The following is a 14,722-nucleotide window of genomic DNA, read 5'->3' as shown; positions in this document are numbered from 1 at the left end:
GATTTCGGGCTCACCAGGGCGAGGCGAGGATAGCATGAAGGAGCCTCTGCGCCAGGGGCATGCTGCTCATGGGGCGATGGCGCGCAGCGTGGCGGAGGTCAGCACGCGCTCGCGCATCAGGAAGGCGCCGGCGCCGAGCACATGCACCATGTCGCGCGGGCGGGTGGCCATCAGCAGGCGCGGCGCGAGTTCTTCCGGTGTCGTATCGGTGAAGCCGGCGCCGCGCAGGTCGAAGGCGATGAGGTCCGCCACCGCGCCGGGGGCGAGGCGCGCGCCATCGGTCGCGATGTCGAGGATCTGCGCGGCGGTCGGCCATTCCGCATCGGGCCGCCCGGCGCGCGGCAGCAGCAGCGCGAGCTTCGTGGCCTCGAGCATGTCCTGCGTGTCGTTGCTGCCGGGCCCGTCGCTGCCGATGCCCAGCCGCACGCCGCGCGCCAGGGCGCGGGATACGGGCGCGATGCCGCTGCCGAGCCGGAGATTGGCGACCGGGTTGTGCACCATGCGCGTGCCGGTCGCGGCCAGCTGGTCCAGCTCCCCATCCGTCAGGTGCACGCAATGCGCGAGATCGACATGCGCGCCGAGCAGGCCGAGCCGGCCCAGATGCGTGACCGGATCCGTGCCGAAGCGCGCGCGGCAATCCGCGGCGTCCTTCGCCGTCTCGCACAGATGCAGGTGCAGGAAGGCGCCCTCCTGGCGCGCGAGATCGGCGAGGCCGCGCAGCAATTCGTCGCTGCAGCGCTGGGGCGCGGAGGGGCCGAGGCCGATCTCGCAGGCGAAGGGCCGCGCGGCGAGGGCGGCGCGCGCGATGGCGAGGGCGGCCTCGGTGCTCGGCGGGACGAAGCTGGCGGAAGGCGAGGGCAGGTCGCGCAGCATCAGCGCGAGCCGCGCGCGGATGCCGCCCTCCGCCCAGGCCTCGGCGGCGACGCGAAGCGCCTCGACCGAGGGCGGGATCTGGCGGAAATGATCGGTGACGCGCACGGCGCCGCCGCGGATCGCCTCGGCGGCGGAGAGCAGGATGGCGTGGCGGATCCGTGCCGCGGGCAGCGAATCCTGCCCGCCGGCATATTGCGCCGCGAGCCACTCATCCAGCCGCGCCATGGGCGCGCGGCCGCGCGCCAGCGCCTCGGGCGAGTGGGTATGCGCGTTGACGAAGGCGGGCAGCAGCAGCAGGTGGCGCGCCTCGATCACCTCGGCATCCGGTGCTGCCGCCGGCGCCGCGATCACGCCGTCGCGGATCAGCAGGTCCTGGCCCTGGCGCGGCATCCAATCGCCCGCGCCGGGCAGCAGCGTGGCGTTGCGGAACAGGATCGCACCGGTCGTCATCGTTCAGATCTCCTGCACCGCATGGTCCGCGATCGCGCCCGGGCGCGTCAGCCACAGCGCGTCGCGGCGCGCGTGCAGATGCGCGAAGACGCGGCGCAGATGCCGCAGCCGATGCGGGTGCCCGACCAGGAAAGGATGCAGCGAGAGGTTGAACACCAGCGGCCAGCGGGCGCTCAGGCGCAGGCTTTCCTCGATGCCGTCGATCAGCGCATCGGCCCAGGCATCCGCCGGCCATTTCCCCGCGTGCAGGGCGGGAATGTCGTTGGTCGGCCGCGAATAGGGCAGGGTGATCAGCGAGCCCCGGCGCGTGGCGAGGCGCGTCGGCTGGTCGTCATGCGTCCAGTCCATCACATAGGTGAAGCCGGCCTCGGCCAGCAGGTCGGGCGTGACATGCGTCTCGGCCACCCAGGGGCCCATCCAGCCGCGCGGCGGCGCGCCTTCTTCCTGCGTGATGCGCGCGCGGCAGGCGGCGATCATCGCGGCCTCGGTTGCCTCGTCCATGTCGGATTGGCGCTCGGCATTGGTCCGGCCATGGCCGAGGAACTCGTCGCCGCGCGCACGGAAGGCGGCGGCGACCTCGGGGCAGAGATCATAGATCGCGGTGTTGATCAGCCCGGCGGCCGGAATCGCGTATTCGTCGAGCGCATCGAGCAGGTTCCACACGCCCACCCGGTTGCCCCAGTCGCGCATGCCGAAATTCTGCACATCCGGCTCGGGCAGCGGATTGACCAGGGGAATGCCCAGCCCCTCGGCGAAGGGGAAGGCCTCGAGGTTCACGGCGACGAAGACCGCGAGCCGCGCGCCGCCCGGCCAGGCCCAGACCGGCCGATGCGCGATGGCGGAGAAGGGGTAGCGCCCATGCTGTCTCATGCCGCGTCGCGCGCCGGCAGGGAGAAGGGCCGCAGCTCCGCATGGTCGAGCGTGTGGAACAGCGCCCAGTCCTGCGCCTGCTGGTCGAGCAGCAATTGCCGCTTCACCCCCTCCACCAGGCGCGGCGCGACGTATTTCATCGCGCTGATCGAGGACGCGATGGGCCCCAGGCTCAGCCCCGCATTGCCGGTGATGGTCAGCACGCGCGCCACCCAGGGTGCCTGGCCCGGCTCCTTCTCGGTGAAGGCGCCGAAACGGTCGAGATAGGGCTGGCGCGCCATGCGCGGCTCCTCCTGCCCCGCCGGCGGGGCGAAGCGGTCCGACCAGCGGGCGATGAGGGGGGCGAGCGCGGCGCATTCCGGGCGCAGCGCGATGTCGGATTGGAAGCCGCTGGCTTCCACCACCAGATCGTAGCGGCGCGCCTGCCCGCCGCCCTCGACCAATATGTCGCTGCCCGTCCAGCGCACCGACTCCCAGGGCATGCCGGTGGCGAGGCGAAAGCCGGGCAGCGCCATGGCGGCGTCGAAGGTGGGCTGCGGCGGCGGCTGGCCGAGTTGCCGCAGCGCGTGGATATAGGCCCATTTCGTCGCATCCGGCAGGTCGACGTAATGGGCGAGCATGCCGGCGTTTTCCATCCAGCGGCGCGGATTGTCGCGCGGCAATTCGGCGCGGCGGCAGGCGACCTCGGCGCTGGCGGCACCGGCCTGCAGCGCGGTGATGGCGACATCGAAGCCCGCCGCCCCCGCGCCGAGCACGCCCAGGCGCAGCCCGGCGAGGCAGGCGGGGTCGAAGCTGTCATTGGCGTGCAGCGCGCGCCCGGCCGGCAGGCCGCGCAGCACGGGGGAGAGGCCGTAGCCGCCGCCGCCCGCGGCGCCGGTCGCCATCACCACCGTCTTGGCGTGGCGCACCGCCTCGCCCTCGGGTGTCGCGAAGGTGAGGCGCAGCAGGCGCCCCTCGGCCACCGGCGCCATCCCGGTCAGGCGCCAGCCATTGCTCACCGGCAGCGCCATGACGCGGCGGAACCAGTTCAGGTAGTCCATCCAGGCGGTGCGCGGCACGCGATAGAGCCGTGCCCAGCCCTCGGCGCCGTGCTGCGCCTCCCAGAAGGCGCGGAAGGAGAGGGAGGGGATGCCCAGCTCCGGCCCCGAGAGGTCCTTGGGCGTGCGCAGCATGGCCATGCGCGCGAAGGTCACCCAGGGGCCCTCGCGGCCCGGCGGGGCGCTGTCGAAGAGCTGGAAGCCCGCCACGCGCTCACGCTTCAGCAGGCCGCCGACCGCGAGGCCGAACTGCCCCGCGCCGATCACCGCGCAATCCAGCACGGGCAGGCCATCGGGCCCGGTCATCGGCGCCACCCAGGGCGCGGCGGGATAGGCCAGCAGGTCAAGCTCGCGCGCCACCTGGCGCTCAAGCGCGGCGAGGCCGCTCATTTCGCTGGACATGGCAATCCTGGATCGGGGGCGGAGGCAGGCGGGCGGCATCGGCGGCGGCAGCGGGCCGGGGGCGGCGCGCGGCCGTGGCGTGGCAGGGCGGCCAGATGTCCATGGCGAGGTCGAAGCAATTGATGTGCCAGGGCCGGCGCTGGGCCGGCGCCGCGCCTGGGGGCGGTCGGCCCCGGTTGTTGGCGGCCGGCACTGCCCTCGGGAAAGGCAGGTCGCCTGCATCCACGGCAGATTCAGCCGGGCTTAACCCCTCACCCGATAGGATGCTTCGCCCCTTGTCCGGAAACCCCCATGCAACCCTTCCACCATCGCGTCACCGCCCCCTTCGCCGCGCTGATGGGCCGGATCGGGATCAGGGGGCGCATCCTCCTGGTTGCGATGACGGCCCTGCTCGCCGGCTTCGCCGCGCTCGAGAGCTGGTCGATCGCCCGCATGCAGGGCCGCGAGAGCGGCGTCGTGGCCCAGCAGCTGGAGCGCAACCTCACGCTGCTCAACCTGCTGGTGAACGACAAGGGCGAGGCCTTCCGGCTGGAGCCCGGCAACCGGCTGTTCCGCGGCGATGTCGCGCTGAACGACCTGAACGCGGTGCCGGACCGCGTGCGCCAGGTGGGCGGGGGCGTGGCCACCATCTTCGCCGGCGAGACGCGCATCGCCACCAATGTGCAGCGCCCCGACGGCACGCGCGCGGTCGGCACGGTGCTCGGCCCGGGCCCGGCGCTGGAGGCCGTGCGCCGTGGTGAGACCTATCGCGGCGAGGCGATCATCCTCGGCACGCCGCACCTGACCATCTACCAGCCGCTGCGCGATGCGGCCGGGCGGCAGGTGGGGATCCTCTTCGTCGGGCTCGACCTCGCCGCCGCCGCCGCTGCCGCCGATGAGCAGACGCGCATGGCGGTCATGGCCGCGGCCGGGCTGCTGGTCCTGCTGGCGGTCGTGCTGTGGTGGGCGATGCGCGCGCTGCTCGCCCCCCTGGGCGGGCTGACCACGGCCCTGCGCGCGATCGGCGCCGGGCGGCTCGAGACCGACGTGCCCTGCCTCGGCCGCCGTGACGAGCTTGGCGACATCGGCCGTGCCGTTGCCGCGCTGCGGGACGGGGCGATCGAGGCGCGGCGCATCGCCGCCGAGGCCGAGGCCGCGCGCGAGGCCGCGCAGGCGGAACGCGCCGCGGGCCGGCGCGCCACGGCCGACCAGCTGGAGGCGAGCATCGGCGCCATCGCCGGGCGGCTCGGCACCGCGGCGGGCGAGTTGCAGCGGGCTGCCGATGCTGTGGGCGAGGCCGGGGAGCGCACCTCCGCGCGGGCCGGGGATTCCGTGGGCCGCGTGGCCCAGGCCACCGGCAATGTACAGGCCGTGGCCGCGGCGGCGGAGGAACTCGCCGCCTCGGTCGCCGAGATCACCCGCCAGGTCGGCGAGAGCGCCCGCACGGCGCAGGAGGCCGCGACCGCAGCGCGGGAATCGGACACCACGGTCGTCGGGCTGAACGAGGCCGCGAGCCGCATCGGCGATGTGGTGCGGCTGATCAGCGACATCGCCGGCCAGACCAACCTGCTGGCGCTGAACGCGACCATCGAGGCCGCGCGCGCCGGCGAGGCCGGCAAGGGCTTCGCCGTGGTGGCGCAGGAGGTGAAGGCGCTGGCCACCCAGACCGCCAAGGCGACCGAGGAGATCGGCGCGCAGATCGGCGCCATGCGCGGCGCCACCGAGCTCGCGGTGGGCACGGTGCGCGGCATCGCCGGTGCCGTGGCGCGGATGGAGGAAGTCACCGGCGCCATCGCCGCCGCGGTGGAGCAGCAGGGTGCGGCAACGCGCGAGATCGCCCGCAACGCGGCCGAGGCGGCCTCCGGCACCGATGAGGCCGCAGCGGATATCGGTCGCCTCACCCAGGAGATTGCCGGCAGCGCCGGGGGGCTCGCCACGCTGCGCCGCTCGGGCGCGGCCGTGGGGGTGGAGGGCGAGGCGCTCCGCGCCGAGGTAGCCGGCTTCTGCGCGAAGTTGCGTGCGGGATAACGGCTGCCGCCAGGCTGGATGAACAAGGCCCGGCGGGTAAGCCCGCCGGGCCTTCTGCTGTCCTCGAAAGCGTGCGGGATCAGAAATTCAGCAGCGCGTCGATGTCTTCCTGGGCGAGGTCCCCGCCCTTCGACTCCACGGTGCGAATCTGCGTCGCCACATTCACCTGCGGGCGCGCCGCAGCGGGCGGGGCTGGCATGATCGTCTCCAGCATCGTCTCCACCTGCTGCAGGTGCTGGATGGCGCGGCGGATGCGCTGGCCGGTGACATCCTGGAAGCTGCAGGCCTCGAAGATCGAGTTCACCCGCGCGGCGATGGCGGCCACCGCCGCCGGGTCGCGCGCCCCGGCGGCGACCCAGTCCTGGATCGCCTCGGCGGCCTCCATGATCGTGTTGGCCGCGCTCTCGGTGGCGTGCACCACCGCCTCCAGCTCCAGTCCGGAGTTGCGCGCGCTCGCCACCGGCACGGCGACGAGCTGGCCGATCTGGTCATGGATCCGCGCCAGCTCGCCCGACATCTTCGAATCGGTCATGTCGGCCAGCTCGACGCTGGCATGCAGTTCGGCGGACAGCTCGGCGATGCGCCGGTCCATGAAGGCGCGCAGCGCCTCCATGCGCGGGTCGAGCTCGGCGCGCAGCGCGGCGCTCAGCGCCGCTGGATCGAGCGTATCGGTCAGGCGGGGGGCGGCATGGGTCTGCATCGCGGCAGACTCGCATGGGAAGATTGATCCGCGGTTGACGCCGCGACGCCGGAGGGCAGCGGGGCGAGGACGCGCCGTGTCACCGAGACGGCGCCGGCCGGCATGGCCGAGAACAGGTCCTTCTCCGCCTCCACCATCGCCAGCCCGGCCAGGCGCGGGCAGAGCGTGCGGCCCAGCCGCTCCCACCCCCGCGCGGCGGTGCCCAGGAAGCGCAGCCCGTAGGGCGGCACGAAGAGCGCGCTCTCCCGCCGCTCGGCGCGGAAGAGGTGCCGCGCGAGCAGCCTTTCGAGCTGCCCGGCCGAATAGGGCTGGCCATGGCCGAAGGGCGTGCGGTCCAGATGCGCCCAGAGGCCTGTCCGGTTCGGGACCACCACGATCAGCCGCCCATCGTCGCGCAGCACGCGCCAGACCTCGCGCAGCAGGCGCCGGGCGCGGCCCGCCCCTTCCAGCGCATGCACCAGCAGCACCCGGTCGAAGCTGGCATCGGCGAAGGGCAGGGCTTCCTCCTCCGCCACCAGCGTTGCGCAGGCGTCCGGCGCATCGGGCCAGCGCAGCAACTCGACCGGCAGCGCGGACGAGGGGGTCAGCGCGATGCAGGCTCGTGCTTCCGCCCGCCAGAGGCCCAGATAGGGCGCGGCATGGCCGAGGCCGAGCACGCGGCTGCCCGGCAGGGATGGCCACAGGGCGGCCAGCCGCTCCCGCACCAGCCCGGCCGCCAGGGCACCGCCGGCGGAGGCGTAGAATTCGCGCAGACCATGGACCTCGATCGTCATGCCGGGGATATAGGGGGTCCGGGGGCCGGTTTGGACTGGTCCGCGCGAGCTTCGGAGAATTGCCCGATGTCGCTGAAAGTCACCGCCATCCCCTGCCTCGAGGACAACTACCTCTGGCGCCTGGTCGATGGCCCGACCGGGGCCGTGGCCATCTGCGACCCCGGCGAGGCCGGCCCGGCGATCGCGGCGGTGGAGGAAGCGGGCGGGCGGCTCGACCTCATCCTGCTGACGCACCATCATGGCGACCACATCAACGGCGTGGCGGAACTGCGCGCGCGCTACCCGCAGGCGAAGCTGGTGGGCGGCGCGCCGGATGCGCATCGCCTGCCCCCCCTCGACCAGGCGGTGGGGGAGGGCGATGCGGTGCGCCTTGGCGCGGCGGAGGCCAGGGTGATGCACCTGCCCGGCCACACCACCGGGCACATCGCCTTCCACTTCGCCGCCGACCATGTGCTGCTGTGCGGCGACATCGTCTTCGCGCTCGGCTGCGGCCGGCCGCTCGAGGCGGGGGGGATGGAGGCGCTGTTCAAATCCTTCCGCCGCCTCGCGCAGCTGCCGGCGAATACCCGCCTGTGCTGCGGCCATGAATACACCGAGACGAATGCCCGCTTCGCCCTGACGGTGGAGCCCGACAACAAGGCTTTACGAGCTGAGGCAGAGGCTGCCGGGGCGCTGCGGGCGGCGGGGCGGCCCACCGTGCCGACGACGCTGGCGCAGGAGCTGGCCGCCAACCCCTATTTCCGCGCCCGCGACCTGGCCGAATTCACCGCCCGGCGCGAAGCGAAGAATCATTTCAGATAAGGGCGGACCGATTCAGACCTACGCGCCTTACGGCGCTTCGGTCATCGGGCCTGCTTGAATGGCGGACCGATTCAGACCTACGCGCCTTGCGGCGCTTCGGTCATCGGGCCGCTGGCTCCCGTTCCAGGAAGGACACGTCGATCCATGAAACTGCACCACTCCCCGGCCAGCCCCTTCGCCCGCAAGGTCGTGGCCTGCGCCATCGCGCGCGGGATCGAGGGGCGCATCGACCTCGTCGCCACCAACCCGCATGGCGCGCCCGAGGTGCTGACCCGCGACAACCCGCTCTCCAAGATCCCCTGCCTGCTCACCGATGACGGTCGGCCGGTCTATGACAGCCCGGTGATCTGCGAATATCTCGACACGCTGGGCGACGCCGCGCCGCTGTTCCCGCCCACCGGCAGCGCCGCGCGGCTTGAGGCGCAGATCATGCACGCCCTGGCGGATGGCATCATGGACGCCGCCGTGGCGCGCCGCATGGGCCAGGCCCTGCCGCAGGACGAGGCGCGGGTGACCTTCGACCAGCGCCAGAAGGCCGCGGTGGAACGCGCCCTCGCAGTGCTGGAGGCCGCCCCGCCCGAGGGTCTCGCCGATATCGGCGCCATCGCCGCGGGCTGCGCGCTGGGCTATCTCGATTTCCGCTTCGCCAACGAGCCCTGGCGCGCGGCGCATCCGCGCCTCGCCGCCTGGTTCGCCGCCGTCTCGGTGCTGCCGCCGCTCGCCAAGACCGCCCCGCCGGGCTGAAGGCCATGAACCTGCTCGACCCCAGCCTGCCGGCCGCTTCGGTGATCGCGGCCCTCGGCCTCGCCCCGCATCCCGAGGGCGGGCATTACCGCGAGACCTGGCGCGACGCGCCGCCCGGCGGCGGGCGGGGCGCGGGCACGGCCATCAACTTCCTGCTCCAGCCCGGCGAGCGCAGCCATTGGCATCGCGTCGATGCCGATGAGGGCTGGTTCTGGCAGGGCGGCGGGGCGCTGCTGCTCTCCCTCTCGCAGCATGGCACCGGGGTGGACCGGGAGATCCTGATCGGCCCGGATCTCGGCGCGGGCCAGGCGCTGATGGGCATGGTGCCGAAGGGCTGGTGGCAGGCGGCGCGGCCGGTGGGGGATCGCTGGTGCCTCGTCGCCTGCACCGTCTCTCCCGCCTTCGAGTTCGCCGGTTTTGAATTGGCGCCGCCGGGATGGGAACCACGCGCATGAGCACCTCCCTTGCCTGGGATGAACGCTATGGCAGCGGCGAGTTCCAGTTCGGGGAGGCGCCGAACCGCTACCTCGCCAGTCTCACGCAATGGCTGAAGCCGGGCACGCGTGCGCTGGCGCTGGGCGATGGCGAGGGGCGGAATGGCGTCTGGCTGGCGCAGCAGGGGCTGGTGACGACCTCGCTCGACTGGTCGCCGGTGGGCTCGGCCAAGGCGGCGCGGTTGGCGGCCGCGCGCGGCGTGGCGCTGACCACGATCACCGCCGATGCCGCCGCCTGGGACTATCCGGCCGCGGGCTTCGACCTCGTCGCCTGGATCTACCTGCATTTGCCGCCCGCCGATCGCGCGGCCGCGGCCGCCGGCGTGCTGCGGAGTCTCGCCCCGGGCGGGCTGCTGGCGCTGGAATGCTTCTCGCCCGCGCAGGAAGGCCGGCGCAGCGGCGGGCCGAAGATGCCCGACCTGCTCTGGTCCCGCGCCATCGTCGAGGATCTGTTCGGCGCGCTCGAGGTGCTGGAATTGCTGGAAGGTGCCGTGCACCTCGACGAAGGCCCGCGCCACCAGGGTTCTGCGGAGGTTGTGCGCGCGCTGCTCAGGAAGAAGGATTAGGCCGTCCGATTCACGCCTTCGGGTGCTCGGCGCTACCGCGCCTGCGCCCTGCGGCGATGGGACGATCCGCGCGCGACGCGATGAATCCGCCCCCCGCGACCATGGCCGTCGCCACGGCGACGGTCAGGGTGAAGGCGCCCTCGCCCGCCAGGATCAGCAGCAGCGTGGAGGCCACCGGCACCGCATAGGCCAGCGTGCCGAGCAGGCGCGGATCGCCGCGCTTCATGCCGATATCCCACAGGAAGAAGGCCGCCCCCACCGGACCGAGGCCGAGCAGCAGCACCGCCAGCGCCTGCCCGCCGCCCGGCATCACGCTGGTCTCGAACAGCAGATGCGCGACAGCCGCGAGCGCCGCCGTGGCGAGGCAGAAGCCCGCCACCGCCTCGGTCGGCACGGTTCGCAAAGGCCGCGTGCCCGCCGTGACGGAATACACCGCCCAGACCACGGCGCAGCCCAGCGCGGCGAGGAATCCCGGCACCGCCTCGGCCGGGAAGCTCGCCCCCGGCCCGACCAGCAGGGCGCAGCCGGCAAAGCCCATCGCCACGCCGGCGAGCCGCGCGGGGCCGAGCCGTAAGCCGCGCAGCGGTGCCGAGAGCAGCACGATCAGCAGCGGCCAGAGATAGTTGATGAGGTTCGCCTCCACCGCCGGGGCCAGGGCGAGGGCGGCGAAATACAGCGCGTGGTAGCCGAAAAGCCCGCCCACCCCATGCGCCCAGGCGAGCGGTTTCTGGCGCAGCAGGCGCAGCTTCCCTTGGGCGGCCACCACCGCCAGCGCCACCGCCCCGCCCACCGCGAAGCCGAGCGCGGTGAGTTGCAGGGGCGGAATCCCCGCCGACAGGCGCGAGAGCAGCGCGAGAAAGGCCCAGAGCGCGAGGGCGCCGCAGCCGGCAAGCGTGGCGGATGACATGATCGCGCTATAGTCGAAGCCCGCCCCGCCGCCCACAGGACCCCCCGCGTGATGCAGCACCGCCTCGAAGCCCGCTTCCGCGCCTATGACCGGCTCGGCACGCTGCGCGCCGCGACCGCCGATGACCTGCCCGCCGCGCGCTGGCTGGCCGCCGAGGCCGGCGCGGCGCGGCTGATGCGTGTGGCGATCGAGCGCCTGGTCGTGCACCGCGCCGACCTCGCCTGGGAGGGGGGGCGGATCGAAGGGCTGCCGCTCTTCGATGGCGGTCTCACCGGGCCCGCCGGTGTCGAGGGAAGGCTGGGTGCGGAGATCCTGTTCACCGAGATGCATCCCGGCGCGGCCTCGCTGAAGAAAATGCCCTTCGAGCAGCAGCGGCGCGAGAGCACGGCGAAGGCCATGATCGTCGCGCTGCGCACCGAGCCCGATGGATTGGCACCCCTGAACGCGCCGAATTTCCGCAGCCCCTTCGGCCCGCCTGTGCTGCAGGTGGCGGGGCGGGAGGCCGCGCGCATCGCCGCCCTTGCCGGGCAGGAGGTGCGCGTCACGCTCGATGCCACGCGCAGCCCAGGCGAGAGCGCCAATGTGCTGGCCGAGTTGCCCGGCGGCGCCGCGCCGCCTTTGGTGGTGATGACGCCGCGCACCTCCTGGTGGACCAGCCTGGGCGAGCGCGCCGGCGGCGTGCTGGCCTGGCTCGAGGCGTTGCATGTTCTGCGCGGCGAGAGCCTGGCGCGGCCCGTGCAGTTTGCCGCGACCTGCGGGCATGAGCTGGGCCATATCGGCCTGAATGCCTGGCTTGATGCCGCGCCCGGCCTGGTGCGCGACGCCGCGCTCTTCCTGCATCTCGGCGCCAATCTCGGCGCGGCGGGGGGTGGGGCGCTGACGCTGCGCAGCAATGTCGAGGGCCTCTCGGCACGGATGCGCGACGCGCTGATCGCGGCCGGCTACCCGCCCGCCGAGATCACCCTCGCGCCCGGCGACACCGCGAATGGCGAGGCGCATGACATCCTGCTGCGCGGCGGGCGTTTCCTGTCGCTGATCGGCAGCAATCCGCGCTTCCATGATCCGGATGATCGCTGGCCGCAGGGCGTGGATCTGCCGCGTGCCACCGCGCTCTGCGGCGCCGTGGCGCGCATCGTCACGGAGCTTGCGCGCTGATGGCCTCGCTGCTGCTGAAGAATGCCGAGCTGGTCGTCACCATGGACACCGCGCGGCGCGAGATCGCCCGCGGTTGGGTGCTGCTGCGGGATGGCGTGATCGATTCGCTGGGCGATGGACAGCCGCCACAAGCGGATGAGTCCATCGACCTCACCGGCCATGTGCTGCTGCCCGGCCTCATCAACACGCATCACCACATGTACCAGACGCTCACACGTGCCCTGCCGGCGGCGCAGGATGCGGAGTTGTTCGACTGGCTCGGCGCGCTCTACCCGGTCTGGGCGCGCATGACGCCCGAGGATCTGCGCATCGCGACGACGACGGCCATGGCGGAGCTGATCCTCTCTGGCTGCACGACGGCGGCGGATCATCTCTACCTCTTCCCCAATGGCTGCCGGCTGGAGGACACGATCGAGGCCGCGCGCGCCATCGGCCTGCGCTTCCACCCGACGCGCGGCGCGATGAGCCTCGGCCAGTCGAAGGGCGGGTTGCCGCCGGATGCGGTGGTTGAAGAGGAGAGCGCGATCCTCGCCGACATGGAGCGCCTCGCCGCGCGCTTCCACGACCCCTCGCCGCGCTCGATGCTGCGGCTCGGCATCGCGCCCTGCTCGCCCTTCTCGGTGACGCGCGAATTGATGCGCGACGCGGCGATCCTCGCGCGCGGCAAGGGGCTGCGGCTGCACACGCATCTGGCCGAGAACGACAAGGACATCGCCTTCACGCGCGAACGCTTCCGCTGCACGCCGGCTGAGTATGCCGAGGAACTCGGCTGGCTCGGCGATGATGTCTGGCACGCGCATTGCGTCCATCTCGATGCGCCCGGCATCGCCGCCTTCGCACGCAGCGGCACCGGCGTGGCGCATTGCCCGTGTTCGAACATGCGCCTCGCCTCCGGCATCGCGCCGATCCCGGCGATGCGCGCGGCGGGCGTGCCGGTCGGGCTCGGTGTCGATGGCTCGGCGAGCAATGATGGCGGGCACATGCTGGGTGAGGCGCGGCAGGCGATGCTGCTGGCGCGCGTGGGCCACGGCCCCGCCGCGCTGAATGCGCGCCAGGCGCTGGAACTCGCCATGCTGGGCGGGGCGCGCGTGCTGGGCCGGCAGGGCGAGATCGGCGCGCTGATGCCCGGCATGGCGGCGGATCTCGTGGCCTTCGACGTGCACGGCCTGGAGCAGGCGGGCGCTGCGGATCTCCTCGCCGCGCTCGTCTTCTGCACGCCGCCGCGCGTGGCGCTTTCGGTGATCGATGGGCGCGTGGTGGTGCGCGAGGGGCGCATCCTCACCCTCGACGAACGCGCCCATGCGGCGCGCCATCGAAGGGCGAGTGCGCGCCTGCTACAGTGAGGGCCTGCGCCCGGCCCAGTTCGTCGCGCGTTCGAAGGCATGCGCCGCGCGCAGCGCCAGCGCATCCTCGAAGGGCCGGCCGATGATCTGCGCGCCGACCGGCAGCCCGCCCTCGCCGAAGCCGGTGCAGAAGCTCACCGTGGGCTGGCCCGTCACGTTGAAGGGGATGGTGAGGCCCGGCGTGGCGATGGAGGCGAATTTCGCGACACTCTCGATCGGCGGTGCCTCGCGCGGCTGGCCGGCGCAGACCAGCAGATCCACATCCTGCATCACCGCCGCCACCGCCGCGCAGAGTTCGCGGCGGCGCCGCTGCGCCTGCACATAGTCGATTCCCGAGACCAGCCGCGCCATCGCCAGGCGTTCCCGCAGCACCTCGCCATACTCGCGGTAGCGCGTGGTGAGCCAGGGCGCGTGCACGGTGGTGGCCTCGGTCATCAGGATGACCCAGCCGGCATCGTGGAAATCGAGCAAGGGCGGCAGCGTCACGTCGCGGATGCTGGCCCCCTCGGCGCGCAGCACGTCGCAGAGGTGCTCGATCCCCGCGCGCACGGCCGGCGTGGCCTGGATCTCGTCCTCGAAGAAATGCCGCACCACGCCGATGCGCAGGCCCTTCACGCCATCGCCGATCGTGGCCAGCACATCCGGCGCGGCGCGCTTGTCCTGCGCTGCATCGCCCGGATCCTTGCCGAGGATCGCCGCCAGCAGCAGCGCGCAATCCTCCACCGTGGGCGCAAGCGGGCCCACCGTGTCGAGGCTGTAGGCCAGCGGCAGCACGCCGCGGCGCGAGACCAGGCCGAAGCTCGGCTTCACGCCGGCGATGCCGCAGAAGGCCGCCGGCGCGCGGATCGACCCGCCCGTGTCGCTGCCCGTCCCGCCCAGGATGGCGCCCGAGGCCACGGCCGCGCCGGTGCCGGAAGATGATCCGCCGGTGAAGCGGCTCAGGTCCCAGGGGTTGCGCGCGGGCGGCCAGGGCAGGTCGAAGCTCGGCCCGCCCCAGGCGAATTCATGCGTGGCGAGCTTGCCGATCATCACCGCGCCGGCCTCCGCCCAGCCCTGCACGGCGGCGGCGTCGTGCGCCGGCACATGGTGCTCAAGGATGCGCGAATGGCCCGTGGTCGGCACGCCCGCCGTCTCGTAGATGTCCTTGTGGCCGATCGGGATGCCATCGAGTGGCCCGCGCAGCGTGCCGGCCATCTGCCGCGCCTCGGCCGCGGCGGCCTGTGCCAGGGCGATCTCGGGCGTGAGGCGGATGAAGGCGTGCGTGCGCGGGTTGAGCGCCGCTGCGCGGTCCAGCGCGATGCGGGCGAGTTCCCTGGGCGAGGCCTGCTTCGTCGCGATCAGCCGCGCGGCGCCGGCCAGGGTGTTGGGCAGGGCGCTCATTTCGGGAGGAAGACCGTGGCGGGTTCCAGCGCGACCGGGCGCGGCGCGTGCAGCCGCGCCAGCATGGGCATGAGGTGGCGCGTGGCCTCATGGATGCCGGCGCGCTCGGCCTCGGTCAGCGGCAGTCCGCTTTGCGTCAGCACGGCGTCGAACAGCGTGCGGTCCATCTCTTCGGCCATCGGGCGGGTTCCTCCTGCGGGGCCGCGAGTATGGCGCGGGG

General features: G+C 73.0%; 15 protein-coding genes. 7 read left to right on the top strand and 8 right to left on the bottom strand.

Annotation, left to right across the window (positions count from 1 at the left end; translation table 11 throughout):
• Positions 1-66 precede the first annotated feature (66 nt).
• The 3 genes from AC2D9U_RS18920 to AC2D9U_RS18910 are packed head-to-tail and all read right to left on the bottom strand — an operon-like array spanning position 67 to position 3,620.
• Entirely contained in the window at positions 67-1,323 is a 1,257-nt protein-coding gene (locus AC2D9U_RS18920; RefSeq protein ID WP_484751768.1) for an amidohydrolase family protein, read from the bottom strand.
• A 3-nt stretch (positions 1,324-1,326) separates the two neighbouring features.
• Positions 1,327-2,193 (bottom strand): polysaccharide deacetylase family protein, encoded by an 867-nt coding sequence (locus tag AC2D9U_RS18915; protein WP_484751767.1) that lies wholly within the window; start codon positions 2,191-2,193, stop codon positions 1,327-1,329.
• Positions 2,190-3,620 carry an FAD/NAD(P)-binding protein gene (locus AC2D9U_RS18910; protein WP_484751766.1) on the bottom strand — a complete coding sequence of 477 codons (1,431 nt, stop codon included), beginning with the start codon at positions 3,618-3,620 and terminating at the stop codon, positions 2,190-2,192. Before AC2D9U_RS18910 ends, AC2D9U_RS18915 begins: the two co-directional genes overlap by 4 nt.
• Before the next feature lie 303 nt (positions 3,621-3,923).
• On the opposite strand from AC2D9U_RS18910, the gene AC2D9U_RS18905 reads away from it, so the two are divergent.
• Entirely contained in the window at positions 3,924-5,639 is a 1,716-nt protein-coding gene (locus tag AC2D9U_RS18905) for a methyl-accepting chemotaxis protein (protein WP_484751765.1), read from the top strand.
• Positions 5,640-5,718: 79 nt separating this feature from the next.
• Here the strand turns inward: AC2D9U_RS18905 and AC2D9U_RS18900 are convergent, their stop codons facing one another.
• Both AC2D9U_RS18900 and AC2D9U_RS18895 read right to left on the bottom strand, forming a co-directional pair.
• Complete coding sequence (locus AC2D9U_RS18900) at positions 5,719-6,339, bottom strand: hypothetical protein (RefSeq protein WP_484751764.1); 621 nt, start codon at positions 6,337-6,339, stop codon at positions 5,719-5,721.
• Complete coding sequence (locus AC2D9U_RS18895; protein WP_484751763.1) at positions 6,312-7,112, bottom strand: class I SAM-dependent methyltransferase; 801 nt, start codon at positions 7,110-7,112, stop codon at positions 6,312-6,314. The genes AC2D9U_RS18900 and AC2D9U_RS18895 overlap by 28 nt, the downstream gene beginning before the upstream one ends.
• A 66-nt stretch (positions 7,113-7,178) precedes the next feature.
• Here AC2D9U_RS18895 and gloB point away from each other — a divergent pair, with 66 nt between their 5' ends.
• From gloB to AC2D9U_RS18875, 4 genes are all read left to right on the top strand, one after another.
• A complete protein-coding gene (gene gloB / locus AC2D9U_RS18890; protein ID WP_484751762.1) occupies positions 7,179-7,913 on the top strand; it encodes a hydroxyacylglutathione hydrolase in 735 nt (244 codons plus the stop codon).
• A 144-nt stretch (positions 7,914-8,057) separates the two neighbouring features.
• Positions 8,058-8,657 carry a glutathione S-transferase N-terminal domain-containing protein gene (locus tag AC2D9U_RS18885; RefSeq protein ID WP_484751761.1) on the top strand — a complete coding sequence of 200 codons (600 nt, stop codon included), beginning with the start codon at positions 8,058-8,060 and terminating at the stop codon, positions 8,655-8,657.
• 5 nt (positions 8,658-8,662) lie between these two features.
• Positions 8,663-9,112 (top strand): cupin domain-containing protein, encoded by a 450-nt coding sequence (locus AC2D9U_RS18880; RefSeq protein ID WP_484751760.1) that lies wholly within the window; start codon positions 8,663-8,665, stop codon positions 9,110-9,112.
• Positions 9,109-9,717, top strand: coding sequence for a class I SAM-dependent methyltransferase (locus AC2D9U_RS18875; RefSeq protein WP_484751759.1), 609 nt, complete (start codon positions 9,109-9,111; stop codon positions 9,715-9,717). Before AC2D9U_RS18880 ends, AC2D9U_RS18875 begins: the two co-directional genes overlap by 4 nt.
• 10 nt (positions 9,718-9,727) lie before the next feature.
• Here the strand turns inward: AC2D9U_RS18875 and yddG are convergent, their stop codons facing one another.
• A complete protein-coding gene (gene yddG, locus AC2D9U_RS18870; RefSeq protein ID WP_484751758.1) occupies positions 9,728-10,624 on the bottom strand; it encodes an aromatic amino acid exporter YddG in 897 nt (298 codons plus the stop codon).
• Positions 10,625-10,675: 51 nt separating this feature from the next.
• Between yddG and AC2D9U_RS18865 the strand changes: the two genes are divergently transcribed.
• Positions 10,676-11,779: a hypothetical protein gene (locus AC2D9U_RS18865; protein ID WP_484751757.1), complete on the top strand. Its 1,104-nt coding sequence runs from the start codon at positions 10,676-10,678 to the stop codon at positions 11,777-11,779.
• Complete coding sequence (locus AC2D9U_RS18860) at positions 11,779-13,122, top strand: 8-oxoguanine deaminase (protein ID WP_484751756.1); 1,344 nt, start codon at positions 11,779-11,781, stop codon at positions 13,120-13,122. The genes AC2D9U_RS18865 and AC2D9U_RS18860 overlap by 1 nt, the downstream gene beginning before the upstream one ends.
• Here the strand turns inward: AC2D9U_RS18860 and AC2D9U_RS18855 are convergent.
• Together AC2D9U_RS18855 and AC2D9U_RS18850 are read right to left on the bottom strand one after the other, a co-directional pair.
• Complete coding sequence (locus AC2D9U_RS18855; RefSeq protein WP_484751755.1) at positions 13,114-14,502, bottom strand: amidase; 1,389 nt, start codon at positions 14,500-14,502, stop codon at positions 13,114-13,116. The genes AC2D9U_RS18860 and AC2D9U_RS18855 overlap by 9 nt on opposite strands.
• Entirely contained in the window at positions 14,499-14,681 is a 183-nt protein-coding gene (locus AC2D9U_RS18850; RefSeq protein WP_484751754.1) for a hypothetical protein, read from the bottom strand. Before AC2D9U_RS18850 ends, AC2D9U_RS18855 begins: the two co-directional genes overlap by 4 nt.
• Between the last annotated feature and the right edge of the window lie 41 nt (positions 14,682-14,722).

The sequence above is a fragment of the Roseomonas sp. TF40 genome (genome assembly GCF_057219975.1).
The sequence above is the reverse complement of the archived record's forward strand: the minus strand, read 5'-3'. Positions and strand labels throughout refer to the sequence as shown.

What these genes read in the sequence shown, in the direction of transcription:
- AC2D9U_RS18880 (WP_484751760.1), top strand. Translation starts at nt 8,663, where the DNA reads ATGAACCTGCTCGACCCCAGCCTGCCGGCCGCTTCGGTGATCGCGGCC.
- AC2D9U_RS18860 (WP_484751756.1), top strand. Translation starts at nt 11,779, where the DNA reads ATGGCCTCGCTGCTGCTGAAGAATGCCGAGCTGGTCGTCACCATGGAC.
- AC2D9U_RS18855 (WP_484751755.1), bottom strand. Translation starts at nt 14,502, where the DNA reads ATGAGCGCCCTGCCCAACACCCTGGCCGGCGCCGCGCGGCTGATCGCG.
- AC2D9U_RS18900 (WP_484751764.1), bottom strand. Translation starts at nt 6,339, where the DNA reads ATGCAGACCCATGCCGCCCCCCGCCTGACCGATACGCTCGATCCAGCG.
- AC2D9U_RS18895 (WP_484751763.1), bottom strand. Translation starts at nt 7,112, where the DNA reads ATGACGATCGAGGTCCATGGTCTGCGCGAATTCTACGCCTCCGCCGGC.
- AC2D9U_RS18885 (WP_484751761.1), top strand. Translation starts at nt 8,058, where the DNA reads ATGAAACTGCACCACTCCCCGGCCAGCCCCTTCGCCCGCAAGGTCGTG.
- AC2D9U_RS18865 (WP_484751757.1), top strand. Translation starts at nt 10,676, where the DNA reads ATGCAGCACCGCCTCGAAGCCCGCTTCCGCGCCTATGACCGGCTCGGC.
- AC2D9U_RS18915 (WP_484751767.1), bottom strand. Translation starts at nt 2,193, where the DNA reads ATGAGACAGCATGGGCGCTACCCCTTCTCCGCCATCGCGCATCGGCCG.
- gloB (WP_484751762.1), top strand. Translation starts at nt 7,179, where the DNA reads ATGTCGCTGAAAGTCACCGCCATCCCCTGCCTCGAGGACAACTACCTC.
- yddG (WP_484751758.1), bottom strand. Translation starts at nt 10,624, where the DNA reads ATGTCATCCGCCACGCTTGCCGGCTGCGGCGCCCTCGCGCTCTGGGCC.
- AC2D9U_RS18850 (WP_484751754.1), bottom strand. Translation starts at nt 14,681, where the DNA reads ATGGCCGAAGAGATGGACCGCACGCTGTTCGACGCCGTGCTGACGCAA.
- AC2D9U_RS18910 (WP_484751766.1), bottom strand. Translation starts at nt 3,620, where the DNA reads ATGAGCGGCCTCGCCGCGCTTGAGCGCCAGGTGGCGCGCGAGCTTGAC.
- AC2D9U_RS18875 (WP_484751759.1), top strand. Translation starts at nt 9,109, where the DNA reads ATGAGCACCTCCCTTGCCTGGGATGAACGCTATGGCAGCGGCGAGTTC.
- AC2D9U_RS18920 (WP_484751768.1), bottom strand. Translation starts at nt 1,323, where the DNA reads ATGACGACCGGTGCGATCCTGTTCCGCAACGCCACGCTGCTGCCCGGC.
- AC2D9U_RS18905 (WP_484751765.1), top strand. Translation starts at nt 3,924, where the DNA reads ATGCAACCCTTCCACCATCGCGTCACCGCCCCCTTCGCCGCGCTGATG.